Here is a 24343-nt window from a genome sequence, read left to right as displayed (position 1 = left end):
TCAAAGCTCCTGCCGTTTGTTGCCGGGGTCAAAGAAGGCATGGCCGCGCACCGGTGTTGTCACCCGGGTGCCATTGCGGCATTTCACCGTGATCGGCGTGCCCTCGGCGGCGTCATCACCGTGGACGTAGGCCAGCGCGATATGGGTCTTGAGGGTCGGCGACCAGAGGACCGAGGTGACGTGGCCGACGGGTATGTTGTCCTTCAGCACCAGGCAGCTTTCGCCCGGGATGTCCGGGCCGTCGAAGGTGAGGCCGACCAGCTTGCGCGGCAGCCCCTTGTTGCGGCGCATCTCGATGGCGCGTTTGCCGGTAAAGAACGGTTTGGTCTTGGAGACCGCCCAGCCAAAGCCCAGTTCATCCGGGGAGGTCAGCGCGTCGGTGTCCTGGCCGATCAGGATATGGCCCTTTTCCAAACGCAGGATGCGGCTGGCCTCCAGCCCGTAGGGGCGCAGCCCGTGCGCCTCACCTGCCTGCATCACGGCATCCCACAGGGTTTTGGCGTAAGATGAGGGGCAGTGCAGCTCATAGCTCAGCTCGCCGGTGAAACCGATCCGCATGGCGCGGACCGGGACGCCGGCCACGGTGCCGGTCCGCCCGTCGAGATAGGCAAAACCGTCGCGCGAGAAGTCGATATCTGTTTCCAGCGCCTCGACCACGGCGCGGGCCTTGGCGCCGGTGATGTTGAGGCCGCTGAAGGCGGAAGTCACGTTCAGCACATCCACATCCAGCCGCCACTGGGCGTTCCAGAACAGCATGTCGGAATAGACCCGCGCCACAGCGCCGGTGGTGGCGGTGACGTAATACAGATCCTCGGCCATCCGGTAGGCAACGCCGTCGTCGATCACCGTGCCCATCTCGTTTGTCATCAGGCAGTAGCGGCAGCGGCCTACGGGCTGTTTCTTGTAGGCCATGGTGTAGATGCGGTTGAGGAATTCACCTGCATCGGGGCCGCGCACTTCCAAGCCGCCGAGGGTTGAGACATCCAGTACGCCAACACCGTTGCGGACTGCGTGGACTTCTTCCTCGATCAGCCGTTTGGCGTCTTCTTTCGGGCCATAGAAATAGGGGCGGCGCCATGCTCCGACGGGCCGCATATCGGCGCCAAGGCGGATGTGTTCCTGATGCAGAGCCGAGCGGCGTTCGGCCGGGTGGTGGTGGCCGGAGAGCACGCCCAGCGTTTCCGGCGCAAACGGAGGCCGGGCAGTGGTGACACCGACCTCTGCCACCTTGCGGTTTGTCGCCTTGGCCACAGTGCGGGCGGTTGCCAGCGCCGAGTGGCGGCCCTGCGAGGGGCCCATGCCGACGGTGGAGAAACGCTTGACCAGTTCCAGCTCGCTGTAGCCTTCCTTGACCGCGTTCTGCAGATCCTTGACCTGCAAGTCTTCGTCGCGGTCGATGAAGTCCTTGCCCTTGGGGTGGGCGCTGATGGGGAGTTCGAAATTGGCGAGCGCCGCTTCTGTGTCCGGGATGGGGGCGATGTCGCGGCTGTCCTTGCCCAGGCGGGCGAGGGCGGTTTGGGCAGCGGCCTGCGCGCTGGCAGTGACGGCGTCTTCGCTGAAGAGGCCGGTTACGCCGCCCGCTGCACCAATCGGCGCATCCGGCAGGGTCAGTGAGAATTGCGCGGTGTTCTCGTCATAGCCGAGCTTGGCGCCGGCGTGGCAGGGCAGCTGCCACATCGGGGCGTAGCCGGCCGAGACCACGGCAAGATCGCAGGGTATCCATTCGCCGGCCACTTTGACCGCAGAGACATGGGATTTGCCACGGGCTTCCTCGAACTGGCCTTGGACAATGCGGACGCCTTTGGCGCGGAGTTCGCCGGCCAGGTCGCCGCCGCTGCCGCCGGGGCGCGGGTCGGCGAGGAGAGCGACGTTGACGCCGGCCTCCAGCAGGTCCAGCGCCACGCGGTAGCCGTCGGGGTTGGCGGCCATCACTGCGGCGCGGCTGCCGGGTTTGACCGCGTAATGCCGCATCAGCCTCTGGGCTGCGCTTCCAAGCATCACGCCGGGCAGGTCGTTGTTGCGGAAGATCGCGGGCTGCTCGATGCAGCCGGTGGCCAGGATCACCTCCTGCGCGCGGGTCTTGAAAAGTTTGCGCCCCTGGATCAGCGGCAGCCAGTTGTCCTCGAACCAGCCGTTCACCGTGGTGGAGGCCATCAAGCGGAGGTTGGGGAGCTTGCCGGCTTGATCCAGCAGGTCCTGCAGCAGCGCATCGCTGCCGCGCCGGTAGGTCAGGGCGCCGCCGAGTTCAGGCTCCATCTCGGCCAGGATCACGTCGGCGCCGCCCTGCGCAGCCTCGATCGCGGCGGTCAGGCCGGCATGGCCGCCGCCCACCACCAGCACGTCGCAGTAGAGGTTGGCCTTCTCGTAGTCCTGATGCGGCGCGTTCAGGTCGATGACGCCGAGGCCCGCCTTCTTGCGGATCAGCGGCTCCCACAGTTTCAGCCAGCTGGAGCGGGAAGGCCCCATGAAGGTGCGGTAGTAGAAGCCGACCGGCATGAAGCGGCCGAGCTTGTCCATGAAGGCGTCGCGGTCGTTCGCCAGTGAACCGTTCACGTTCTGGGCAGTCACCCGCAGTCCCTCGGTGACCGGGGTCAGGTCGGCCTGGGCGTTGGGATCAGATGGCAGCTGCACCAGCGTGTCGGCCTCGGCGCCTGCCATCGACATCAGCCCGCGCGGGCGGTGGTACTTGAAGGACCGCGACAGCATCCATTGGCCGCCTGCCGCCAGGGCGGAGGCGATGACATCGCCTTCGAAACCTTCGAAAGGTTTGTTTTCAAAGGAGAACCGTACCGGTTTCGCGCGGTTGATCCGGGAGCCATAGGGAGCGGGAAGGCGGGTCATTGGGTGGCCTCCAGCTCAGCCGGGTCGAAAGTGCGGATCACCTCGTTTGTGGTGGCGTTGCGTTCGGCCAGGAAGAAGTAGTTGGACGGCACATGGCGCCACCATTCGACGATCACACCACGTGTGTTGTCGGCGCGGAACAGGTGGCGGGCCCAGTCCTGATCCGACGTTGTCTCCGGATCCGGGTTGGCCTTCAGCGGACCGAAGCTTTGGAATTCGTTGATGTTGCGGGGCCCGTTCATCGGGCAGGTCAGGATCTTCATGTCAGTGGCTCGCGGCGGTGGCGCCCATTTCGTTGAGCAGATCGAAACTGGCAAAGCGTTCCATGGTGAAGGGCTCCAGCACCGGCGCGACCTTCTGATCGGCGATGGTCTGGGCCATGTATTTGCCGGCCACCGGCGTGGCCTTGAAACCCCAGGTGCCCCAGCCGCAGTCGAGCCAGAGGTTCTTCAGGGGGCTGGCGCCCATGATCGGCGAATAGTCCGGGGTCATGTCGGTGATGCCCGCCCACTGACGCAGCAGCCGCACCCCGTGCAGGAAGGGGAACAGATGGGTGGCGCCCTCGGCAAGGTGTTCCTTCATGTCGAGCGTCGAGCGGGTGGAATAGAGCTGGTAGGGGTCTGAGCCGCCGCCGATCACGATCTCGCCGCGCGAGGATTGCACCAGGTAGGTGTGCAAGGAGACGGAGCTGACCAGCGTGTGCAGCCAGGGTTTCAGCGGCTGGGTGACCATCGCCTGCAAGGGGAAGCAGCGGATCGGCAGCTCGACACCGGCCTTCAGCGCCATGTCGTAGTTCATACCGCCGACGGCGATCATTACTTGCCCTGCGCTGATGGTGCCGCGGTTGGTGCGGACTTTGGTGATGTTTCCAGCCTCAATGTCGAAGCCTTCGACCTCGGTGCGCTGGTGGATCTCGACACCCCGGCGCGACGCTTGTGCGGCATAGCCCCAGGCCACCGCATCATGGCGGGCGGTGCCGCCGTCGGAGTGCCAGAGGCCGCCGATGATCTCCAGCGGGCCGCCTTCGTCCATGTTCAGATGCGGCGACAGTTCCTTGACGGTTTGGGCGTCGACCACCTCGATGTTCGTCCCTGCGTGTTTGCCCATCTCGGCGCGCAGATGGAAGGAGCGCAGGGTCGCCTCGGTATGCGCCAGAGTCAGCTGGCCGCGCTGGCTGAACATCACGTTGAAGTCCAGCTCCCCGCTCATCTCCTCGTAAAGCTGCACACCTTCCTTGTAGAAGGCGATGCCCTCCTTGGTGATGTAGTTGGAGCGGATGGTGGTGGTGTTGCGGGCGGTGTTGCCGCCGGCCAGGTAACCCTTTTCCAGCACCGCCACATTGGTGATGCCGTGGTATTTCGACAGGTAATGGGCGCAGGCGAGGCCATGGCCGCCGCCGCCGACGATGACCACATCGTAAGAGGGTTTCAGATCGGGGGTCGCCGGAATATCGCCGGTGACCGGGTAGTCCTTGGACAACCCGTATTTCAATAGCCGGAGGGGCATGGCCGGTCCTTCAAATGCCGCGCCCGTTGCCCGGGCGCTGTTGTTATCAGTTGGCAGGCGCGTCGTAGATCAGGCGGCCGAGATCAGAGAACTTGCTGCCTTCGCGGGTCATGCCCAGCACCGCGTCGCGGATTTCGCCGGCGCGCGATTCACCCAAGGACGGCGAAGCGAACTCCATGAATTTCTGGACCACCTGATCGCGGCTGAGCGGCGCCTCGGGGCCGCCGCGGGCATGGACGTCGCCGCTTTCGATCACCCGGCCGTCGGTCAGGGTGACCACCACATCGGCAACCCGGCACATCGGGAAACGGACCGAGTGGCGCGCGGCCTCGGACACCGAGATACGCTCGTGGATCGAGGCGACCAGCGGATCGTTCAGGCCTTCGCCCGAGATGTGCTCAACCCCGATGCGGCCATAAGCGGCCTGGGTCGCAACCGCGAAGGGCAGCGAGTACTGCGCCTGGCTGGTGGTGGTTGGGATGCCCGGGTAGAGGCAGGCGCTTTCGTGGAAGGTGTTTATGTGGATCTTGGCGATCTGCTCGTGGGTCAGGTTGTTGTCCAGCATCACCTGGCGCACCGCGTCGATCGGCGCATGGGCCCAGCGGCAGATCGGGTAGGGTTTCACATACTGATGCTCCATCTGCCAGAAGCTGCCCAGGTCCTTCCAGTATTCCGCCACCCGGTCTTCCTCGAGGGTGATGGCGGGGGCGCCGGTGAAGCCCTTTTCGGCGAGGATCGCCGAGGACATGCCCACCATCGCGCCCCAGCCGGAGCCGTCATGCAGCATCGAGGGGTTGGCGATCTCGCGCATCATCTGGCTGCGGGGGCCGTGGTATTCGGCGATTCCCAGCGCCTGACGCAGCTGATCACGGGAAAGGCCGCGCATCCGGGCCGCCATGGCGGCGACCCCCAGAGCGTTCCAGGCGCCGGAAGTGTGGTAGTCGCTGACGGTGTTGTGCAGCGACAGCGCGGCGCGGCCTGCCAGTTCGTAGCCGAGCGTGGTGATCGCCAGGGCCTCGGGGCCGGAGAAATCCGGCACGGTTTCCGCCAGCGCCGCAATCGCCGGGATCACCACCACGCCGATATGGCCCTTGGTCGGGTAATAGCCGTCGTGGCCGTCCAGGTTGTCGGTGGCAGTGGCCGAGGCATAGGCGGCGCCGGCGACGCTGACCTTGCGGCCGTCGAACATCATCCGCGCGCCCAGGCCTTCCTCGCCGCAGCCGTAAAGCGCCACTGCGGTTTCGCGGGCGATGCGGCCGGCCTCCATGGGTCCTGCGCCGATGGTGATGCCGATGGTATCGAGGAACATCAGCGCCGCCGCCTCGCGGGTGGTTTCCGGCAGGTCGCCGGGGGCGAGGTCAAAGGTGAAATCGGCGGCGCGGTCGAAGGTGGCGGTCATGGCGGCTCTCTCGCTGAGGCGTTCGGGGGCAGTTTTCACGCGTCAGGCTAGGAGGAATGGCCGCAAGTGACACACAAATTAAAGCGGGTCATAGCCTTGGATTATTTCGTGAAAGCGGTGATAGACGTCGTTTTCTGACAATTGCGGGCCGCTAACCATTGGGAATTGCGGGCCAATCCAAAGCATGGGAACATGGCCCCCGAAACCGCTGCCGGACCCATGATGAAGAATCTCCCCCATCTGACCTTTCTCCGTTCGTTTGAGGCCGCCGCGCGGTATCTGAGCTTTACCTCAGCGGCGGATGAGCTGAATTGCACCCAGTCGGCGGTCTCCAACCATGTGCGCAGCCTGGAGGAATTCATCGGCCGGCCGCTGTTTGTGCGCCACCCGCGGTCGCTGTCGCTGACCGATGTGGGGGAGGCTTATCTGCCGTCCGTGCGCCATGCGCTGCAGGAGATTGATTCAGCTACGCAGCTGCTGATCTCGCAAAGCCACAAGCGGGAGGTGGTGATCTCCTGCCCGGTCAGCCTGGCGGAAAAATGGCTGATCAACGTGGTTGAAGACTTCACCAAAACCCACCCGGACATAGATCTGACCATCCACAGCACCATCTGGGTGGATGTGGAGACCAATGTCTCGGACATTTCGATCACCATCAACCACGTGGATGATGTGATGGGCCCGGCGGTGAAGCTGTGGGACGAGAAGCTGGCGCTGGTGTGCTCGCCGGACTACCGGGTTGGCGGCGAGCCGGTGACCCGGCCCGAGCAGCTGGCCGATGCCAAGCTGATCCACATCCTGGGCCGCCCGATCTATTGGGAGAAAATCGCCAAGCATTACGGGCTTACGGGGATTGAGCATAAGGGCGGACTGCAGACCAACTCCTCCAACATGGGGCTGGAGTTTGCAGTGCAATCGCTTGGCTGCGTGGTGCTGCCGAAATCGTTGGTGCGGGCGCATGTGGCGGACGGGCGGCTGGTGGAGCCGTTTGATTTCGACCTCGACTGCCCCTGGACCTATTTCGCCACCTTCAAGGACAAGGCCGCCACGCCTTCGGTCAAGCATTTCAAGGCCTGGCTGCTGAAAGCGGCGGCGGATATGGAACTCTGACGCAGAACGAGGCGGGCATTGAAATTCCGCGGTTTCCAGCGTATATACGAAGATATATACGCGAGGCCTGCCCATGATTGAGACCAAGATCAGGAAAGTTGGAAATTCTGCCGTTATCACGCTGACGACAGAGATGCTGACGATGCTGGACGCCAAGGAAGGCGACACGCTGTTTGTGGTGCGCGGCGATGACGGCAGCCTGAGGGTGATGGCGCATGACCCCTCGGTGGCTGAGGCGCTGGCCGCGGCCGAAATTGTGATGGATGAGAACCGGGATCTGCTGCAGGCGCTGGCGTGAGCCGTTACACTTGGGTGCCGCTGGCAGCTGTTACTGTCATACATGACCGCCAGATTGCCCGCCACGGCGGCGCGGCGGGGATGCGTGACAAGGCGCTCTTGGAGATGGGCTGTGCCCGGGCAATTAACCTGGCGGCCTATTCTGACGCGGGTGTGGCGGAGGTTGCGGCGGCCTATGCCTTTGGCATCGCCAAGGCGCATGCTTTTGTGGATGGCAACAAACGCACGGCTTTTGTGACCGCCGTCACCTTTCTGCGCCTGAACGGTTTTCAGTTCCGTCCTGACCCTGTTGAGGGGGTGCGGATGATGGAGGATCTGGCCACCGGCGATGTGGATGAGGCTGCATTTGCCGAATGGCTGAGCAAGGGAATGCAGCCGCTCTGATGCCCGCGTGCCGGGACACGTGCTGTGCTACCCGATGTTTTTCACAAAGAAATGCAGATGCGGGCGCAGCATTGGCTGGTCGAGATAGGTGGTTGTCTCCAGCGGTGTCTTAAGTTCTGTAAAGCCCAGTTTGGGATAGAGGCTGCGCATTTCGACATTAGGTGTCAGCGTGTCGGCCACCAGCCGTTTGAGGCCCATGGCACGTGCCGCATCCTCGCGCGCTTCGATCAGTCGCCGCCCGGTCCCGGTGCCGCGCGCGGCCTCGACAACAAAGACCCGTTTCAGCTCTCCGGTTTCCGGGTCCAGCCGTTTCAGCATGCCGCATCCAACGATTTGCCCTGTTTCATCCCGCGCCAGCAGCAGGCAGCCGTTCGGGGGCAGGTAATCGCCGGCTTTGGCCCAGAACTCCGCCAGTGCGCTTTGCGGGGCAGCCGGGTCGATGGTGAACCCCATGCTGCCCATCCGCTGGACGATGAGATCGTAGTACTGGGTTAAAATGCCGTTCAACTCCTGCTCTGACGGCAGTGTATCGCAGTGGATGATTTCGATCTTTTCGGTCATGCTGTGCTCCCCTGGCTGTTAATATAGTCAGCCTTACCGACGGGCCAAAGCACGGCAGCCCCGGCCGTCGGGCCGGGGCTGCGTGTTGATTAGGTTCAATTGAAGCTCAGGCCCGCAGGCGTGCGCCCGAAGGGTCGAAGGCGGCGGATTCCAGAATGCGCGCCTTGTGCGGCTTGCCCAGGATATAGACCTCGACCTCATCCCCCGGCTTGGCGGTTTCGGGATTGGCATATCCCAGCGCCAGCGATTTGCCGACCGAATAGCCATAGGCGCCCGAGGTGACCCGGCCCACCGGCTTGCCGTCGGTGGTGAAGATCGGTTCGCCGCCCGATGCATCGGCGTTGTTCACGGCGTCGATCTCGAACCCGACCAGCATTTCGCGCGGGGCGTTATCCTTGATCTTGAGGTAGGCTTCCTTGTTGAGGAAATCCTTGTCCAGCTTGATAAGACCGGCCAGGCCAACCTCCTGCGGCCAGTACTCCTGGCTGTACTCGCGGCCCCAGGAGCCGTAGCCCTTCTCGATCCGCAGGGAGCCAAGTGCACGGCCGCCGACCGGGCCGCCGTCGAACTCCGCGGCGGCTGCCAGCAGCGCGGAGTAGAGCTTGACCTGGTCCTCTTCGGCGCAATGCAGCTCCCAGCCCAGATCGCCGGTGAAGGACACGCGGATCGCCAGGCATTCCACGCCAGCCACGTCGATGGTGCGCGAGCGCATGAAGCGGAAGTTCTCGTTCGACAAGTCCGCATTGGTCATCCGCTGCAGCATGTCGCGCGATTTCGGGCCGGCCACGTTGAAGCCTGCGATACGGTTGGTGGCAACCTCGAAAGTGGTGCCTTCCGGCAGCTCAACCATGTTGAAGAAACGCTGGTGATAGCGTTCCGCCATGCCGGAGCCGACCATCATGTATTCGTCATCTGCGACCTTGGTGATGGTAAAGTCACCAGCCACACCGCCGCGCACGGAAATCAGCGGGGTCAGGCAGCTGCGGCCCACCTCGGTCGGCACCTTGTTGGCCACCAGCTGATCCAGCCAGTCATAGGCGCCCGCACCCTTGATCACGTAGTTTGCGAAGTTCGAGATGTCGATGACGCCGACGTTTTCGCGCAGCATGTTCACTTCGCGGCCAACCGGTTCCCACCAGTTCTGGCGGGTGAAGCTGTTGGTGTCGGTGGTGCCGGGCACGCCGGAGAACCACAGAGGATGTTCCCAGCCGCAGTTGAGGCCGAAGACGCAGCCCATTTCTTTTTGCATCTCATAGGTGGGGCGCACGCGGGCCGGGCGGCCGGCGCTGCGTTCCTCGTTCGGGAAATGGATGGCAAAGCGGTGCGCGTACTGGTCCTCGACGCGGGCCTTTGTGAACTTCTTGTCGGCCCAGTCGCCGAAGCGTGCCAGATCCCAGGCGAACATGTCGTATTGCGGCTCGCCCTCGATCATCCACTGCGCCGCCAGCAGGCCGAGGCCGCCGGACTGCGAGAAGCCGGGGATGATGCCGGTGCAGCAGAAATAGTTCTTCAGCTCCGGCACCGGGCCCCAGATGGCGTTGGAATCCGGCGACCAGATCATCGGGCCGTTGATCACCCGCTTGACGCCTGCGGTCTCGGCGCAGGGAACACGTTCGGTGGCGCGGATTACGTTCTCCATGATCCGGTCCAGATCGTCGGGGAACAGTTCGTGGGCAAAATCCAGGGGGGTGCCGTTTTCGGCCCAGAACCGCATGTCCTTTTCATAGGCGCCGATCAGGAAGCCATTGCCCTCCTGGCGGAAATAATACTCGCCGTCGCGGTCTGCGATCGAGGGCAGGCGGCGGCCCAGGTTGGCGACCTCGTCGATGGTCTCAGTCACGAAATACTGGTGCTCGGTCGGCTGCAGCGGCAGGGTGAGGCCGGCCATCGCCGCCACCTCGCGGCCCCAGAGGCCGCCTGCGTTCACCACCCACTGGGTGTGGATGTCGCCCTTTTCGGTCTTCACGATCCAAGAGCCGTCCGGCTGCTGTTCGGTGCCGATCACCGGGCAGAAGCGTTCGACCTGGGCACCCATGGCGCGGGCACCGGCGGCATAGGCCATGGTCACGCCCGAGGGATCGACGTTGCCGCCGTCGGGTTCATACATGATGCAGCGGATGTCGTCGAACTGCGCCAGCGGGTGCAGTTCCTTGGCCTGCTCGCGGCTGACCTCGTGGAAGTTCAGGCCATAGTATTTCGCCTTGGCCTCCTGCAGGCGCAGCTGGTGCTCGCGCTCTTCGGTCTTGGCCAGATACAGCGAGCCCGGCTGGAACACGCCGCAGCCCTGACCGGTTTCCTTCTCCAGCTCCTTATACAGGTTCATCGTATAGTGCTGGATACGGGTCACGTTGTTGTTGTCGTGCAGCCCGTGGATGTTGGCCGCCGCGTGCCAGGTGGAGCCGGCCGTCAGCTCGTCGCGCTCCAGCAGCACCACGTCGGTCCAGCCAAGCTTGGCCAGGTGGTAGAGGATCGAGCAGCCGACCAGCCCGCCGCCGATGACAACTGCCTGTGCATGGGTTTTCATGCGTCATATTCCCTTGCCTGCGTGCCTGAAACAGCGCGCCCTGCAGGCCGGGGCGGGCCGTCAATTTCTTCCCGGCGACCCTATCGGCGGCGCGGCTGGATGACCCGTGAAGAATTCAGACCCAATGGCCCCGGATTTGTTGGGTCATCGGAGGCGGGCGGTAAAGGGCCGGCTATGTCCAAGATCAAGTTCATCTGTCGGACCCGTGAAATAACTGCCATTGATGGGGGTTTTCTGCCATTCCAACACGAGATTATTTGCCATTGACCGAGCTTCGGCTGATGGTTTTGTTTTAAAACAATGGCTTAGCAAAAGTTACTTTTAGCCCACTGCGTAGGCTTTGTTCACCAGCGTTGGTCAGCGCCTCCTGTTGACAGAAGCGACCGTATTGAGCAGGTCTGAAGCTCAAACCTGGCCAGGTTCTTTCCTCCATTTTCCCGAGCGCACTGTGTGTAATCGGGAGCTAGACGGCGCTGCGCGCCGGGAAAGGGCCAGCTATGTCCAAGATCAAGTTCATCGAAGCAGAGTTCCACAATGCCGACAAAGACCGGCGGGCAATACGGCATCGCCTGCAGCGGTTCCTGAAAACGCGCCGCGCCCTCGAGAGGGGTATCGTGCCTCCGGACCCTGAGGATCCTGAAGACCGTCTTCGGTGGGAGAATGAATTGATGCAGGTTGGTCTTAGGCGCGAAGGTCAGGACCGAGTAGATCGCCGGGTGAGCAGGCTAGCGGAAAGGCGGGCTGCGGCCGCAGGCCTCTCCCACCTCAAGCTTGACGACCGGAGAGCCTTGGAGGTTCTGCGCAATGGTGTGGAGCTGATCCGGATCCGGACAGAGCATCAGGCGGATGAAATCGCCGCCGGGATCCATGCCGACATGCCCTGGATGGCGCCCGCGACAGATCTTCTTTGGAAGTCGATGCGGCGCTCGGTCCGCAATGGTGACGCGGGCTTCCGCCTGCCTCCGGTTCTTCTCGACGGACCGCCGGGGATTGGAAAGAGCATGTGGGCCCGTCAGCTGAGCACCGCACTTGGCGTGCCCCGCTGTGGTGTGGAGGCGACGGCGGAGCAGGCGTCGTTCGGTATCGTGGGCTCTCAACGCGGCTGGTCCAACGCGCAGCCGGGACGCCCTTTGATGACGATCCTGAAACACCTAATTGCGAACCCGGTGGTCGTTGTTGATGAAGTGGAAAAGGCCGGGGTTGCAACCTCGACCAAAGGAAACAGCTTCGGCCTGACCGAGGGGTTGCTTTCCCTCCTGGAGCCATCTTCTGCAACTTCGTGGCAGTGCCCCTTTTACCAGGTGGGTTTCGACATGTCTTGGATCAGCTGGGTGCTGACCTCCAATACCTTGGTCACTCTACCAGCCCCTCTGCTAAGCCGCCTGGAGGTCATCCGCCTCCCGCCGGTTTCAATGTCTGAACTAGCCGCTTTTGCTCGCCGTGAGGGTTGCAGGCGCGGCATGACGCAGGCATCTGTCGAGGCAGTGACCGAGGCGTTGGAAATTGCTGAGCGAAGAGTTGAGCTTAACCTGCGGTATGTCAACCGAATGCTGACCAGGGGTGAAGCGATGGAGGCGGCTGGGATCCATCATTGAGCACGAAGTTTCCGGACATTGCAAAAATTGGTTGGCAGGTAGTATGGGTTAACCAAACCAGCCCAATCCAATCCCGCTGTTCACCAAGCAGACGCGATTCTGCATTGTGACCCGTCATAGCTTCCGTTCGCTGCATGTGCGAAATGTGAGCATAGGGGCACTCTGCGGACAGGGTGTTAATCAAGGTAAGTCACCACTCCTAGTACGAACGCTGGAAACTGCGGCGAAGCGCAAGTTCGCAGCAAGCCGGGCTACCGCAGTGTCCGGCTAAGAAAACGGACATTTTTTTGCCATGTCGATCAATGCCACGAGGCCATGAGGCTCGGTCCTTGTTGTTAATCAGCTTCTCGAGACAAATTTTGCAGGCGATCCTCGTCGAATTTCATAATGGACAAGCGGTCTAAAAATTGAATTCCCTTGTTGGCCAAAGCGGTCCCTGCATACCACCCTGTGGTTGCGTTGTGCCCACAATCAATCAGCGCTCGCCGTTCGTTACTGGTTGTAACCAGGGCACAAGCACCGTGTTCTACATTAAAAATCTCGAGCAGCATTAGATTTTTCACAATATGTGCGACTCGGGTTCGTAGCATGCACTATATTTGGATGCATCGGGATACAATTTGCGTTCATGGCGAGCAAGCACGCCTTTCTGAGGAATGCTCCGGAACGAATTTCTCCCGCAATATCTGGGGGATTTGAAGTGCCATCTTCTTATATATATTGATTGCCTGATCAGCCCCACCTGAGTGGTCCGGTTTGATTGTTAGTGCATGACCGGCCTCGGGTCCATCGGGACGAGTGTTTCCGGAGCCGGTGGGCGATAGCGCAAGGCGCTGTGTGGTCTTTTTGTGTTGTAGTGCTTCCTCCATTGTTCGATCAGGATCTGAGCCTCGCGCAGGCTGTAGAAGATTTCTCCGTTGAGCAGTTCATCGCGGAACCGGGCGTTGAAGCTTTCACAGTATCCGTTCTCCCAGGGGGATCCCGGCTCAATGTAGGCGGTCTTGGAGCCGACCGCAGCAATCCAGTCCCGGACAGCCTGTGCCACGAACTCAGGACCGTTGTCGGACCGGATGTAGGCCGGGACGCCCCGCAGGATGAACAGGTCACTCAAGGCATCGATTACGTCACCTGAGTTCAGCTTCCGCTTCACCCGGATAGCCAGGCACTCCCGGCTATGTTCGTCGAGGATGTTCAGCGTGCGGAAGGCCTTCCCATCATCGGTCCGGCAATGCACGAAGTCGTAGCTCCAGACGTGGTTGCGATATTCGGGCCGCAACCGGACACAGGAGCCGTCGTTCAGCCAGAGCCGTCCTTTCTTCGGTTGTTTCGCAGGCACTTTCAGCCCCTCACGCCGCCACAGGCGTTCGACACGCTTGTCGTTCACTTGCCAGCCTGCATCCCTCAGCAGGGCCGCGATCCGCCGGTAACCGTAGCGGCCGTATTGGCGCGCCAGCTCAATCATGTCCGCGATCAGGCGCGCCTCGTCGACCCGGCCTCGTGGCAATTTTCTCTGCGTGGAACGGTGCTGCCCCAGGACACGGCAGGCCTTCCGTTCCGACACGCTGAACCGACTGCGCACATGATCTATGCAGGCCCGGCGGCGAGCGGGGCTCAGAAGTTTCCCTTTGCGGCCTCCGACAGGATGAGCTTGTCCAGGGTCAGATCCGAAACGGCGCGACGCAGCCGCTCGTTCTCTTTCTGCAGCCGTTTGAGCTCTCTGAGTTGGTCGGTTCCCATCCCGCCGTATTGCTTGCGCCAGCGGTAGTAGGTCTGCTCGGTGATGCGCACTTCGCGGATCGCATCCACGCGCTGCAATCCCTGACCGACAAGCACCTCAACCTGCCGCAGCTTCGTGACAATCTCTTCCGGCTTGTGTCGCTTCGTTCCCATTCTGATCCTCCGTTTTCCTAAACATAACGGCGGACCACTTCATTGGGGGAGGATCAGCGCAGCTTGCGCTGGACGAGGAAGGCTGCGTTCAGGTGGACCGCTCTTACCGCGCGCAGCTGCAGCCCAAATATGCCGGCGCCGGCGCACTGGTGCTGAACGGGCTGTGCGAAGCGACCCACGGCATGGGGGATGCGGGTTCCCTGTCGCTGCTGGCGCCGAGGGCGCAGACCATCGCCAATGCGCTGCTGCAGCAGGATCACGATGCGGCTGCCGGCGTGGCGGGCGGCGTTGCGGCCCAATAGGCGGAAGGGCCTTTCAACATGCGTTTTGATACAATCGCGGTGCGCGGCGGCTATGGCGAGCCGTCGGCGCTGGCAAACGAAGGTGCGATCTGCGAGCCGGCCTATCTGTCGCCTGCCCAGCATTTCGCCTCTTCCGAACACATGCGGCAGGCGCTGAGCGGCGAGGCGGACGGCTGGGTCTATACCCGGATCGACAATCCGACCGTGCGCCAGCTGGAGACCACAATCGCGGCGCTTGAGGCCTATGGCGGCGGGTTCAGCGCCACCGCCACGGTGTTCTCCTCTGGCATGGCGGCGCTGTTCATGGCGGCCACCGCGCTGGTTGCCGATGACCCGGCCCGGCCCATGGCGAACATCGTGCTGCCCGCGGCCTGCTATGGCGGCAGCTTCATGCTGTTCCGGGAACGGTTCCAGCAGGACCGCGGGATTGAGCTGCGCTGGATCCAGGACACGCTGGATCTGGGCGAATGGGAGCGCGCGATTGACGGCAACACCCGGTTCGCGCTGTGCGAGGTGCCGTGCAACCCGCTGCTGCGCATGACTGACATCCCCGCGCTGGCGCGCATCACCGCGGCCCAGGGCGTGCCGCTGATGGTGGATGCCACCCTGTCCAGCCCGGCAGTGATACGGCCGCTGGTCCTGGGGGCCGATATCGTGGTGCATTCGGTCAGCAAATCCATGTCGGCGAGCGGGCTGAGCATTGCCGGTGCCGTGGTGTCGCGGCCCGGTATCTGCTGCCCGCACCCGCGGCAGGAGATGCGCGACGACTTTGCCGGGTTCCTCAAGCGCGGGCCGCAGCGCGACACCGGGGTCATCCTCAGCCCGTTCAACGCTCTGCAAAGCCTTGCGGATCTGCGCAGCCTGCGCAGCCGGATGCAGACCATGGGGCGTTCAGCCCGGCGGCTGGCGGAGGTGCTGGCGGCGCATCCGGCGGTCGCAGAGACCTTCTATCCCGGGTTGCCGGACATGCCCGGCCATGAGATCGCCCGGCGTGACATGGTGCTGGTGGACAGTGAAATGGAGCCGGGCGGGCAGCAGAACTGCTTTGGCTATCTAATGTCGGTGCGTATGCGCGGCGGCATTCCGGCGGCCCGGGCCTTTCTTGACGGGCTGCAGATCTTCTGGCGGGCAAATGATCTGGGGCGCATCAAGAGCACAGCAACTATCCCTTCGATTTCGACCCATTCCCAGCTCAGCAAGGCGGAGAAGAAGCTTGGCGGCATCCCCGGCGATCTGGTGCGTCTCAGTGTCGGCTGCGAGCATGAGGACGATATCATTGCCGATGCCGCTCAGGCGCTGGATCAAGTCCGCAAGGTGGCAGCATGACAGCAGAGGTCTATGTCTCCGGCGTGAGCGCCTGGCTGCCGGACACCGTTTTCACCGTGGAGGAGGCCATTTCGCAGGGCTGCTATGACGCGGCCCGGGCCGCTACGGACGGGTTCACCTCGGTTTGTATCGAACAGCATCTGAGCCCGCCGGAAATGGCGGTGCGGGCGGCGCGGCGGCTGCTGCGCCCAGAGGATGCAAACGCCATCAATTCGCTGTACCTCTGCAGCATTCACCGGCATGGCCACAAGCTGCTGTGGCCGCCGGCCAGCTATTTGCACCGGGTGCTGGAGCTGGACAGCCGCACCCGTGCCATGTCGGTGAACCAGGGGTGCAATGGCGGGTTCACAGCGGTTTCGCTGGCTTATGATTTGATCCGGTGCGGGCTGCCGGGCGACCAGCTGGTTCTTGGCGCGGACCGGTTTTCGGGTTCGGCGTTCGACCGGTTCAATTCGGACCTGGGAACGCTCTATGGTGACGCCGCATTTGCGCTGCGTCTGAGTGCTGATCCTGGTTCCTACCGGATTGTAAGCCTGGAGCTGGAGTCCGAACCGGCGCTTGAACCGATGTACCGGGCCGCCAAGCCAGAGCCGGAGGGGCCGGGTGACCACGATGTCAAATCCGCCAAGAAAGCGTATCTGGAGGCGTATGGCCGGGACGGATTCAACGCGCTGTTCATCCCGGCCTTGCAGCGGTTGCGCCGCAGGCTGCTGGACAGTGCAGACCTTGAAACGCGTCCCGCGGACTATGTGATCTATCCCAATGTCGGCGCCGGATTGAGCGCCCAGTTGTACGCAGGCACCTTTGCGGATCTGGCGCGGCAGGATCTGTGGGGCTTCGGCCGCAGCATCGGGCATACGGGGACAGCTGACCAGTTTCTGGGCCTGTGGGAGCTCGACCGGAGGCAAGTGCTTCGCAAGCATGACCGTGTGCTGATGATTGGAGCTGGAAACGGTCTTGGCCTTGCCGGTATGCTCGTGGAAAAGATCTAGCAGACCGCTGAAGAAGTCGGGGCTCGATGCGGCTTGAGGAACATGGTGCCCTGTTAGCGTGGGTCTGGTTCTTTAGGACACTGCTTTTGCCGATGCAGATTGGTCGGCCTCACCTACTTGGAAGGGCTGAACAGGCCACGTCAAACTTAACGAAAAAATATTTCCGGAAAATACTGACGGCATGATGCGTGGTGGCTGGAAAACTTCCAACAACAGGCAGAGGCTGCAGCATGGCAATGGTCAATCAAATGAGAGCAGGGCTCGCGCGTGTTTCCGGCTGCAGTGAAATGCGGCTGAAAGCCCCGAGACAGAGCCTTGCAGCCGCCGGCCTCCGTACTGAAGGGGGCTGGGCTGAGATGCGGCCGGGCATGCAGGCTGGAGATATGCAGCCAACGGTTTCAGGAACGCATTGAAGCAGCTATTGGAATGTGCCCGGATGCCGGCGGATGGCCCCCTGCGGCGCGTGCGGGCGTATGGCACGTTGTACTCTTGGCTCGGGTCCTCAAAGCTGCCAAAAGACCCTGGCTCTTTAAGAGACACCCTTCGAGAGCATATTCTGGACAGCATGGACGTGCAGGTTGGCCGGCTGCTTGGAACGGTCGTGGTGGATCCGCTCCGGAGCGCCATTGCCTCCTTGGCCGCTTCAGAAGGCGTGCATGGTGCCACTTTGAAAAATGCTGTTCTGAACAAAGGCTTGATCACATAAGCCGACGCAGAGCTGCCTGGTTCCCACGTCCTGGTGAACTGTGAGGCCGGTAAAACCGCTCAGAGGAAGTGAAACGGGCTGTTGCGGTTACCCTGCTGCCCCAAATGCTCAATGCATCCAAAAATATGGTTGCAGCGCTTTTGGACGGAGGGATCTTGACCCCGTTGCACGATGGCGGTCTGTTGGTCGATCCGAAAGAGATCAAGGCTCTTACATCTCACGGCCGGCCTGGAATGACTGTAAGCTGTGCATTTATAATACAGGGTATTGGGTAAGCGGCTGATTGCGGCAAAAAAGGCGAAGCTGTTCTGGAAACGGTTTCCGTACCGGGTGAGGCCGAGCAGCGGGTCACGCCTGAAGCCATGGCCTGGTTCGGCAGCAAGTACGTGGCCTGCAAGGATCTTCTGATCGAGGCGAAATGCAAGGAAAGGCAGTTGAAACAAATTCTGGCTGCTCAAGAAGTTGAGCCGGCTTTCGACCCGAAGACACTGGGCGCGATTCTTTTTCGAAGGGCCGACCTGCCGAAATCCTGGGAAATCCAACCTGCCAACATATGCACCATCCAGATTGCCGCCTTCGGGCGGCACCTTTTGGAACTTTTGATAGAAGATAATTCCGTGGAAAGTGGCAAAAAGCCGCCCCGGCTGGTTTTGTGCAGAAATGATCCAATTCAAATCGATGACTTACAAGGTAGGTGTGGGCAAAAACGGCAGTTTTTTAAGTGGCCCCGATAGCGAAGAAAAGACAAAGCTGCTGACAGCGATTGTAGATCTAACCAACAATCCGGCCTGCATCGCCATCATCGCAAAAGGGTGCCAATTCGGTTAGCGGAACTTTTCTTCTGTGCCAGGCAGCCCATCGAATAAAGCTACTGAGATCATCGCTTTTAAGCTGGCAAAAGCCCCAAGGGTTGCAATAAACAGCAACGCTGGAAAAATGCTCTTTTACTTCATGCAGGACGTTAGTCACCGTGGGCAGTAAAAGTAAAGTATGCGGCGCCCACAGTACTATCTGTGAGCGCCACTGCGAATTCAAACAGGAAGTCTCTCGTTCTAACACCGGCTTCGGCCTGAGCAGTACGGAGAACGCATAGTTACCCAGTGATTTCTTTCATCACGCCGAGGAATTTCGCCACTTCGCCGATGCTGTTGTAGTGGCACATGGAGACACGGACGCAGCTGTCCATGCCCAGGGGCGTCAGGATATTGCCGGAGTAATGGTCCGCCTTGCGCAGATGGGTGCGGATGCCCTGTTCGTTCAGCCGCTTCACTACATCCACCGAGGGCACACCGTCCACGGTTAGCGACACCAGCCCCTCGCGCGCGGGGTTGTCTGCACCGCCCAGGATGGTGACACCCTCCATCTCTGCCAGGCCGGGCAGATTGCCGGTGCCGTGGATCATCGCATCGGTCAGGGCCTTTTCATGCGCGTGGATCGCCTCGCCCGCCGCCACGAATTTCGCGCGCCGGTCCGTGGCATCGCTGACTTCGCCGCCGAGCCACTCCAGGTAATCGGCCACATCGGAGAGCGTCGCATAGCTGCCGGTGTCGCGGGTGCCCATTTCCCAGTTGTCTTCCGGCCCGTCGATCAGCGCGTTATGCGGCACATGCGTCAGCCGGTCCGAGATCCAGGCCAGCCCGTAGCCATGGCGCGAAAACATCTTGTAGGGGGAGATCACATAGCCGTCGACGCCGTAGGCCTCGAGGTCGATGCGCCCGTGGGCGGCGTGCTGGATGCCGTCGACAATAATCAGGCAGTCCGGCGCCACCTCGCGGATGGCGGCGGCGCAGGCCGCCAGGTCCACGCCCATGCCGGTGACTGGCGAGGTATGGACGATGGTCGCGACCACGGTTTCCGGGGTCACGGCCTTGGCATAGGCATCGGCAGTCAGGGTGCCGCTGGCGTTGCCATGTTCGATCAGCACATGCTTCTGCCGCGCCACCCCGGCCCAGCGGGCGCAGGCAGAGCGGGTGGCAGGGTGTTCCAGCGTCGAGCCCAGAACGGTGCCGCCCTCGGCCGAGCCGAGGCAAGCGTTCATGATCAGGCGGAACAGCAGCTCGGTGCCGCTTTCGCCGGCGAAAAACTGGCCGCCCGGCGCATTCATGAAGACGCGCATGTCGTCCTTGGCCTTGTTGATCACCCGCACCAGCTCATGGCTGCCGGGGTTGTCGCGCCCCTGGTTGTCGGCGATGGCGGCATATTGGGCCGAGGTGTCGACCACCGATTTCAGCGTCAGCGCGCCGCCGGCGTTTTCAAAGAAGATGCGGCTGCCCTGCTGCGGGCAGCTGTCGACCTGGGCAAAGCGGTCCCGGATTTGTTCTAGCAGGGTTTCGGTGATCTGGCTCATGACGGTCCTATCAGGCGGAAATTGCGTTTCCGCGTCAGATTAAGGGCCAGAGCTGCGCATCACATGCAAAAGATTTAGGGGCTGAGAGCCGGAAATCTCTGTGGGAGAATGGCCGGTGAAAGCCAATTACCGCTGTGGGACACGGTAGTTTTTCACGGTAAGCTTTCGCCTGGGCGGGAGCGGAACGCGCCCGCCGTGGGGCGGGCGGACGCGTGCCCGCCACTTGCGTGACGGGCTGGTGACCTAATTCGAGGTTAGGTGATGAAGCCGCCAAACGGCGCGCGCAAGGCCGCCCTATGCACCATCTCCGACAAGGTGATGATGTCGAACACTGGCCGGTTCAGCTTTGCCTGCAGCGCATGGGCATAAGGCGGCAGGTCGGTGCATTCCAGCACGATTGGGCCGATCTCCGGGTTGCGGGCGATCATGCCCTTGGCGGCGGCCAGCAGCTCGGCCTCGACCTTGGCCAGATCCATCGAGGTGCGTTCATTGCGCAGGATCACGGTGGAGAACTCCTCCGCGTCATCCAGCCCCTGCACCACAATCGGGGTGTGTTCGGCGCCGACACCTTGCAGATGCGCGTCGGTCAGGCTGCCGGCGGAGGCGGTGATCACCCCCACCGTGCGCCCGGTCATCTGATGCGCCAGCGGCACCTGGATCAGTGAGGAGACAAACACCGGCACATTCACCGCCGCCGCGATCTCCCGTTGGAAAATCGCCAGGAACCCGCAGGAACCGGTGATCGCCCGCACACCCTTGGCCTCCAGCCGCTTGGCGGCGTCGATCAGCCGGTCCTTCATTTCGCCGGTGGGGTTGGCCAGCAGTTTCGGCACGGTGATCCCGTCCAGCATTTCATAAAGCGTGGTAAACCCCAGGCTGGAGGGGTTCTTGATATGGCCGGGGGGTTTGGGGAAATAGCTCTCCAGCGCCAGGACGCCGATGGAGACGCCGCAGATGTTTTGCCCGCCGGGGTGGATGGTCATGTCTTGATCCTTTCATACCGCCGCGCGCGAAACGGCGCGAGGTCTTCGTTCATCGGGGTTTGGCTCACGATATCCGCCACCAGCCGCCCGGTTTTCGGCGCCATCATCAGCCCGTAATGGCTGTGGCCAAAGGCGGCGATCAGGTCCGGGAAGCCCTCGACCTCGCCAATGCAGGGTAAGCTGTCGGGCAGGCTGGGTCGCTGGCCGGACCAGGTGTCCATGTCGCCGGCTTGCAGGTCCGGCAAAAGTGCCTTGGCCAGTTCCACCAGCCCGTCGAGCCGTTTCTGATTGAGCGGCTGATCAAGGCCCGCAAACTCGGCAGTACCCGCGACCCGCAGCCCTTCCTCCATCGAGGAAGCCACGAATTTCATGTCCATATCCATGATCGAGTTGTTCAGCGCAACGCCCGGGTTTTTGAAAGACACATGGTAGCCGCGCTCTGATTCCATCGGGATTTTAATGCCAAGGGGCTTAAGCAGCTCTCCGGACCAGACACCCATGGCCAGGACCAGCTTGGGCGTCCATTCCTGGCCTGCGTCGGTGGTATAGGTCCAGCCGCCGCGCTCGGCGGGCAGGATGCCCCGCACGGTTTGGGCCAGGATCTCGCCGCCCATTGATTGGAACTTCTCTGCCAGAACAGTGCCGATCCGGCCCGGCGAGGTTGCCCGCGCCTGGCCCTTGATCAGGACCGCGGCCTCGAATTCCTGCGTCAGCGCCGGCTCCAGTTTGCGCAGTTCCGCCGCGCCAATCCGCTCCAGCTCCGCGCCGCGTTCACGGCGCATCCGGTAGTCGACTGCGTCCAGATCGGCATCTTCCGCATTGCGGAAGGCATGAACGTAATAGCTGTCCTGCACCAGATCCTCGTGGCCGGTGCCGGCCAGATGCAGCCGGTACATCTCCACACAGTTGCGGTTCAGCGTGTCCATCGCATCTGAGATCTGCTGGATCCGCCCTTCGCGCCCTTCGGACAGGAACCGCAGGCCCCAAGGCGCGACCTTGGGCAGGTAGCCGGGCTTGACCGAGACCGGCCCCAGCGGGTCCAGGAGCCAGCCCGGCACTTTCTTCCACAAGCCAGGCATCGACTGCGGCACCACCGACCAGGGCGAGATGATGCCGGCATTGCCGTATGAGGTTGCCTGGCCCGGCGCGTCGCGGTCGATCAGCCGGACCCTGAGGCCCCGCTCGGCCAGGGAGAGTGCCGAGCAGATGCCGACGATCCCGGCCCCCAGGACCGTCACGTCCGGCGCGGAAGGGCTGCCGGGGGTGGCCGGGCCGCTCATTGAGCGGCCTCAGCCTGAAGTTTGCGCTGCTGGCCCAGCTGCTGCACCAGCGCAGGCGCCATGATCACAAGTGCTGCGATGTCCGACCCGCCGGAGGGGGCCACCAGCAGCAGCCCGCCAATGGCCATCAGCAGCCGCCAGATCCCGCTCAGCGGTGCCAGGAAGTAGGCCGAGACGGCCGTGGCAATGGCAAACACACCCAGTGCGCAGGTGCCGGTCACCTGGATGAAACCGACCCAGGTGAAATACTCCGGCAGCACGATCAGCATCACCGGCGCATAGACAAACACCATCGGCACCATCAGCTTGCCCAGCCCCAGGGTGAAGGCATTCAGTCCGGTGCGGAACGGGTTGGAGCCCGCAATCCCCGCCGCCGCATAGGCCGAGGCGCAAACCGGCGGGGTGATCTCGGAAATCACACCGTAGTAGAGCACAAACATATGCGTCGCCAGCGGCGGCACGCCCAGCTGGCTGAGGGCCGGCGTCGCAACCGCCACCAGCATGATGTAGAGCGCAGTGGTCGGCAGGCCGGCACCCATCAGGATACAGGCCATGGCGATCAGCACCAGCGACAGGAACTGCTGGATCGACGGCTGGCTGAAGGCCTCGATCGATGTCCAGTCCAGGAACGGCGCCAGAGCAGCCGCCATATCCGCCGCCCCGCCGGTGACCATAAAGCCCAGGCGGAATCCGACGCCGGTGGTGTTGATCACACCCACCACGATACCCACAGCCGCCGAGGCCGCACCCACCGCCAGCGCATACTGCACGCCGACATGGAAGCTGTCGAACAGGTCGCGGAAGTTCTGGCGTTCATTGCGGTGCAGACAAGCGAGGATGGTCAGCGCCGCTAGCATCCCGGCCATCACCGGGCTGTAGCCTTCACCGGAATAGGGTGAGGCCTTCCACAGTATGAACCCGAGCAAGGCAAAGGGGATCAACATGGTTGCAGGCTTGTTGAAGGCACAGAACCCGGTCACCACACAGAGGCTGAGGCCGATAAAGGCCGCCATGTTCGGCGAATAGCCCGAGAACAGCACCAAGAGGAGCGCGATCAGAGGAATGATCGTGTACCAGCCGTCTTTCCAGACCTGCAGGAACTTGGGTAGCTGATCCTTGGGATAGGCGGTCAGCCCCAGCTTCTTGGCGGTGAAATGCACGATCGAGATCACCCCGATATAGTGCATCATCGCCGGCACAATCGCCGCAATCACGATGGTGGTGTAAGGCACCTCCAGATACTCGGCCATCAGGAAGGAGGCCGCGCCCATAATCGGCGGCGTGATCTGCCCGCCGGCCGAGGCCGCAGCCTCAACCCCGCCAGCGAAGTGGCCGGGATAACCCAGTTTCTTCATGTTGGGGATGGTCAGCGAGCCGGTGGAAACCGTGTTGGCGATGGAAGACCCGGAAATCGTGCCGAAGAAGGCCGAGGAGACAACCGACACTTTCGCCGGCCCGCCAGTGTAACGGCCAGCCAGCAGCATGGCGTTGTCGACAAAAAACTGCCCCAGCCCCATCCGCTGGGCCACAACGCCAAACAGCACAAAGTGGAACACCACGGTGGAAACCACCCACAGCGTCACACCGAAGATGCCTTCGGAGGGGAAATACATGTTGTTGACGAACTGCTGCCAGTTCACACCCGGATGTTTGAGGATCTGCGCCGGCATATAAGGTCCGAACAGCGCATAGAACATGAACACCAGAATGATCAGCGGCAGCACAAAGCCGATGGTGCGCCGGGCGATCTCCAGCACTGTCAGGATCAGAACCGAGCCGAAGAACACGTCGAGGCCGGACGGGTTGCCCTGCCGCAGAGCCTGTTCGGCGATGTCAAAGCCGAACGTATCAAAGCCGCGCCAGCTGACCCAAAGGAACAGCGCCGCCGCCATGCTGAGGCCGGTGAGCGCCCAGTCATACAGCGGCACATTGCCCGGGCGCAGAGGGTTCGGCCCGCGCCATTCCAGGCTGCGCGCCGATTTTATCAGCGGGAAGCCCACAAAGATGAACAGGAACAGCCCTGCCAGGTGAATGCCCATATGCACATGGTCCACCGGCGTGCCGAACCCGGCCGTCCACAGGTGGTACAGGGCAAAGGCGATGGAGGCCCAATAGATGACGCCGGTCAGCTTGGGTCCGTTGTCGCGCGTGTTCAGAGCGGAGTCGTACTGCTTCTCCAGCTCCTCAAGCGCCTTGTTGTCGAGATGCGTGTCCAGGGACATCTAGGTCTCCAATCCAGGAGTGCCGCCGGTGCAAACGCCGTGCATCCGCCGCAGCAGACAGGGGCACCGGGAGATAAA

Annotated in this window: 20 protein-coding genes; 7 read left to right on the top strand and 13 right to left on the bottom strand. The window is 62.4% G+C overall.

The genetic code is table 11. The features are described 5' to 3' along the window. Genes ACXAEK_RS00165 through ACXAEK_RS00150 form a run of 4 tightly spaced genes read right to left on the bottom strand, consistent with a single transcriptional unit; the run spans position 1 to position 5746 of the window. Entirely contained in the window at positions 1 to 2841 is a 2841-nt protein-coding gene (locus ACXAEK_RS00165) for a 2Fe-2S iron-sulfur cluster-binding protein (RefSeq protein ID WP_475039005.1), read from the bottom strand. Next, positions 2838 to 3104, bottom strand: a complete 267-nt coding sequence (locus ACXAEK_RS00160; protein WP_475039003.1) for a sarcosine oxidase subunit delta — start codon at positions 3102 to 3104, stop codon at positions 2838 to 2840. Before ACXAEK_RS00160 ends, ACXAEK_RS00165 begins: the two co-directional genes overlap by 4 nt. A gap of 1 nt (position 3105) precedes the next feature. Continuing rightward, the gene (locus ACXAEK_RS00155) at positions 3106 to 4347 is read right to left on the bottom strand and encodes an FAD-dependent oxidoreductase (protein ID WP_475039001.1); all 1242 of its coding nucleotides are present in this window, start codon (positions 4345 to 4347) and stop codon (positions 3106 to 3108) included. A 46-nt stretch (positions 4348 to 4393) separates the two neighbouring features. After that, positions 4394 to 5746 (bottom strand): MmgE/PrpD family protein, encoded by a 1353-nt coding sequence (locus tag ACXAEK_RS00150; protein WP_475038999.1) that lies wholly within the window; start codon positions 5744 to 5746, stop codon positions 4394 to 4396. A gap of 222 nt (positions 5747 to 5968) precedes the next feature. Here ACXAEK_RS00150 and ACXAEK_RS00145 point away from each other — a divergent pair, with 222 nt between their 5' ends. From ACXAEK_RS00145 to ACXAEK_RS00135, 3 genes are all read left to right on the top strand, one after another. Continuing rightward, positions 5969 to 6856 carry a LysR substrate-binding domain-containing protein gene (locus ACXAEK_RS00145; protein ID WP_475038997.1) on the top strand — a complete coding sequence of 296 codons (888 nt, stop codon included), beginning with the start codon at positions 5969 to 5971 and terminating at the stop codon, positions 6854 to 6856. 73 nt (positions 6857 to 6929) lie between these two features. Next, on the top strand, positions 6930 to 7154 hold the full coding sequence (locus ACXAEK_RS00140; protein WP_024092785.1) for an AbrB/MazE/SpoVT family DNA-binding domain-containing protein: 225 nt from the start codon (positions 6930 to 6932) through the stop codon (positions 7152 to 7154). After that, complete coding sequence (locus ACXAEK_RS00135) at positions 7151 to 7537, top strand: type II toxin-antitoxin system death-on-curing family toxin (protein ID WP_475038995.1); 387 nt, start codon at positions 7151 to 7153, stop codon at positions 7535 to 7537. The genes ACXAEK_RS00140 and ACXAEK_RS00135 overlap by 4 nt, the downstream gene beginning before the upstream one ends. A 27-nt stretch (positions 7538 to 7564) precedes the next feature. On the opposite strand, the gene ACXAEK_RS00130 is transcribed toward ACXAEK_RS00135, so the two are convergent. Both ACXAEK_RS00130 and ACXAEK_RS00125 read right to left on the bottom strand, forming a co-directional pair. Further along, positions 7565 to 8098, bottom strand: coding sequence for a GNAT family N-acetyltransferase (locus ACXAEK_RS00130; protein WP_475038994.1), 534 nt, complete (start codon positions 8096 to 8098; stop codon positions 7565 to 7567). Between the two features lie 106 nt (positions 8099 to 8204). Further along, positions 8205 to 10622, bottom strand: a complete 2418-nt coding sequence (locus ACXAEK_RS00125) for a GcvT family protein (protein WP_475038992.1) — start codon at positions 10620 to 10622, stop codon at positions 8205 to 8207. A gap of 497 nt (positions 10623 to 11119) precedes the next feature. Here ACXAEK_RS00125 and ACXAEK_RS00120 point away from each other — a divergent pair, with 497 nt between their 5' ends. After that, positions 11120 to 12217, top strand: coding sequence for an AAA family ATPase (locus ACXAEK_RS00120; RefSeq protein WP_475038991.1), 1098 nt, complete (start codon positions 11120 to 11122; stop codon positions 12215 to 12217). 335 nt (positions 12218 to 12552) lie between these two features. On the opposite strand, the gene ACXAEK_RS00115 is transcribed toward ACXAEK_RS00120, so the two are convergent. Next, the gene (locus tag ACXAEK_RS00115) at positions 12553 to 12768 is read right to left on the bottom strand and encodes a hypothetical protein (RefSeq protein ID WP_475038990.1); all 216 of its coding nucleotides are present in this window, start codon (positions 12766 to 12768) and stop codon (positions 12553 to 12555) included. A 212-nt stretch (positions 12769 to 12980) separates the two neighbouring features. Continuing rightward, positions 12981 to 14107, bottom strand: a protein-coding gene (locus ACXAEK_RS00110) for an IS3 family transposase (RefSeq protein WP_475038988.1) whose coding sequence is annotated in 2 segments (ribosomal slippage) — positions 12981 to 13843 and positions 13843 to 14107 — 1128 coding nt in all. Because the reading frame shifts where the segments join, the coding sequence is not laid out codon by codon here. A 92-nt stretch (positions 14108 to 14199) separates the two neighbouring features. Here ACXAEK_RS00110 and ACXAEK_RS00105 point away from each other — a divergent pair. Genes ACXAEK_RS00105 through ACXAEK_RS00095 form a run of 3 tightly spaced genes read left to right on the top strand, consistent with a single transcriptional unit; the run spans position 14200 to position 16727 of the window. After that, positions 14200 to 14409 carry a hypothetical protein gene (locus tag ACXAEK_RS00105; RefSeq protein ID WP_475038986.1) on the top strand — a complete coding sequence of 70 codons (210 nt, stop codon included), beginning with the start codon at positions 14200 to 14202 and terminating at the stop codon, positions 14407 to 14409. 18 nt (positions 14410 to 14427) lie between these two features. Beyond that, positions 14428 to 15735, top strand: coding sequence for a trans-sulfuration enzyme family protein (locus ACXAEK_RS00100; protein ID WP_475038984.1), 1308 nt, complete (start codon positions 14428 to 14430; stop codon positions 15733 to 15735). Further along, positions 15732 to 16727 (top strand): ketoacyl-ACP synthase III family protein, encoded by a 996-nt coding sequence (locus ACXAEK_RS00095; protein WP_475038983.1) that lies wholly within the window; start codon positions 15732 to 15734, stop codon positions 16725 to 16727. Before ACXAEK_RS00100 ends, ACXAEK_RS00095 begins: the two co-directional genes overlap by 4 nt. Before the next feature lie 765 nt (positions 16728 to 17492). Here the strand turns inward: ACXAEK_RS00095 and ACXAEK_RS00090 are convergent. The 5 genes from ACXAEK_RS00090 to ACXAEK_RS00070 form a co-directional block, all read right to left on the bottom strand. Beyond that, positions 17493 to 18107, bottom strand: coding sequence for a hypothetical protein (locus tag ACXAEK_RS00090; protein ID WP_475038981.1), 615 nt, complete (start codon positions 18105 to 18107; stop codon positions 17493 to 17495). 419 nt (positions 18108 to 18526) lie between these two features. Further along, complete coding sequence (locus ACXAEK_RS00085; protein WP_475038979.1) at positions 18527 to 19780, bottom strand: aminotransferase class V-fold PLP-dependent enzyme; 1254 nt, start codon at positions 19778 to 19780, stop codon at positions 18527 to 18529. Positions 19781 to 20034: 254 nt separating this feature from the next. Continuing rightward, positions 20035 to 20763 (bottom strand): aspartate/glutamate racemase family protein, encoded by a 729-nt coding sequence (locus ACXAEK_RS00080; protein WP_475038978.1) that lies wholly within the window; start codon positions 20761 to 20763, stop codon positions 20035 to 20037. Further along, entirely contained in the window at positions 20760 to 22043 is a 1284-nt protein-coding gene (locus ACXAEK_RS00075) for an NAD(P)/FAD-dependent oxidoreductase (RefSeq protein ID WP_475038976.1), read from the bottom strand. The genes ACXAEK_RS00080 and ACXAEK_RS00075 overlap by 4 nt, the downstream gene beginning before the upstream one ends. After that, positions 22040 to 24265 carry a TRAP transporter permease gene (locus ACXAEK_RS00070; protein ID WP_475038975.1) on the bottom strand — a complete coding sequence of 742 codons (2226 nt, stop codon included), beginning with the start codon at positions 24263 to 24265 and terminating at the stop codon, positions 22040 to 22042. The genes ACXAEK_RS00075 and ACXAEK_RS00070 overlap by 4 nt, the downstream gene beginning before the upstream one ends. Positions 24266 to 24343: the final 78 nt, after the last annotated feature.

This window comes from Leisingera sp. ABM4_101 (assembly GCF_056158725.1).
This window is presented reverse-complemented; position numbering and strand designations above follow the sequence as displayed.

What these genes read in the sequence shown, in the direction of transcription:
- ACXAEK_RS00165 (WP_475039005.1), bottom strand. Translation starts at nt 2,841, where the DNA reads ATGACCCGCCTTCCCGCTCCCTATGGCTCCCGGATCAACCGCGCGAAA.
- ACXAEK_RS00160 (WP_475039003.1), bottom strand. Translation starts at nt 3,104, where the DNA reads ATGAAGATCCTGACCTGCCCGATGAACGGGCCCCGCAACATCAACGAA.
- ACXAEK_RS00155 (WP_475039001.1), bottom strand. Translation starts at nt 4,347, where the DNA reads ATGCCCCTCCGGCTATTGAAATACGGGTTGTCCAAGGACTACCCGGTC.
- ACXAEK_RS00150 (WP_475038999.1), bottom strand. Translation starts at nt 5,746, where the DNA reads ATGACCGCCACCTTCGACCGCGCCGCCGATTTCACCTTTGACCTCGCC.
- ACXAEK_RS00145 (WP_475038997.1), top strand. Translation starts at nt 5,969, where the DNA reads ATGAAGAATCTCCCCCATCTGACCTTTCTCCGTTCGTTTGAGGCCGCC.
- ACXAEK_RS00140 (WP_024092785.1), top strand. Translation starts at nt 6,930, where the DNA reads ATGATTGAGACCAAGATCAGGAAAGTTGGAAATTCTGCCGTTATCACG.
- ACXAEK_RS00130 (WP_475038994.1), bottom strand. Translation starts at nt 8,098, where the DNA reads ATGACCGAAAAGATCGAAATCATCCACTGCGATACACTGCCGTCAGAG.
- ACXAEK_RS00125 (WP_475038992.1), bottom strand. Translation starts at nt 10,622, where the DNA reads ATGAAAACCCATGCACAGGCAGTTGTCATCGGCGGCGGGCTGGTCGGC.
- ACXAEK_RS00120 (WP_475038991.1), top strand. Translation starts at nt 11,120, where the DNA reads ATGTCCAAGATCAAGTTCATCGAAGCAGAGTTCCACAATGCCGACAAA.
- ACXAEK_RS00115 (WP_475038990.1), bottom strand. Translation starts at nt 12,768, where the DNA reads ATGCTGCTCGAGATTTTTAATGTAGAACACGGTGCTTGTGCCCTGGTT.
- ACXAEK_RS00100 (WP_475038984.1), top strand. Translation starts at nt 14,428, where the DNA reads ATGCGTTTTGATACAATCGCGGTGCGCGGCGGCTATGGCGAGCCGTCG.
- ACXAEK_RS00095 (WP_475038983.1), top strand. Translation starts at nt 15,732, where the DNA reads ATGACAGCAGAGGTCTATGTCTCCGGCGTGAGCGCCTGGCTGCCGGAC.
- ACXAEK_RS00085 (WP_475038979.1), bottom strand. Translation starts at nt 19,780, where the DNA reads ATGAGCCAGATCACCGAAACCCTGCTAGAACAAATCCGGGACCGCTTT.
- ACXAEK_RS00080 (WP_475038978.1), bottom strand. Translation starts at nt 20,763, where the DNA reads ATGACCATCCACCCCGGCGGGCAAAACATCTGCGGCGTCTCCATCGGC.
- ACXAEK_RS00075 (WP_475038976.1), bottom strand. Translation starts at nt 22,043, where the DNA reads ATGAGCGGCCCGGCCACCCCCGGCAGCCCTTCCGCGCCGGACGTGACG.
- ACXAEK_RS00070 (WP_475038975.1), bottom strand. Translation starts at nt 24,265, where the DNA reads ATGTCCCTGGACACGCATCTCGACAACAAGGCGCTTGAGGAGCTGGAG.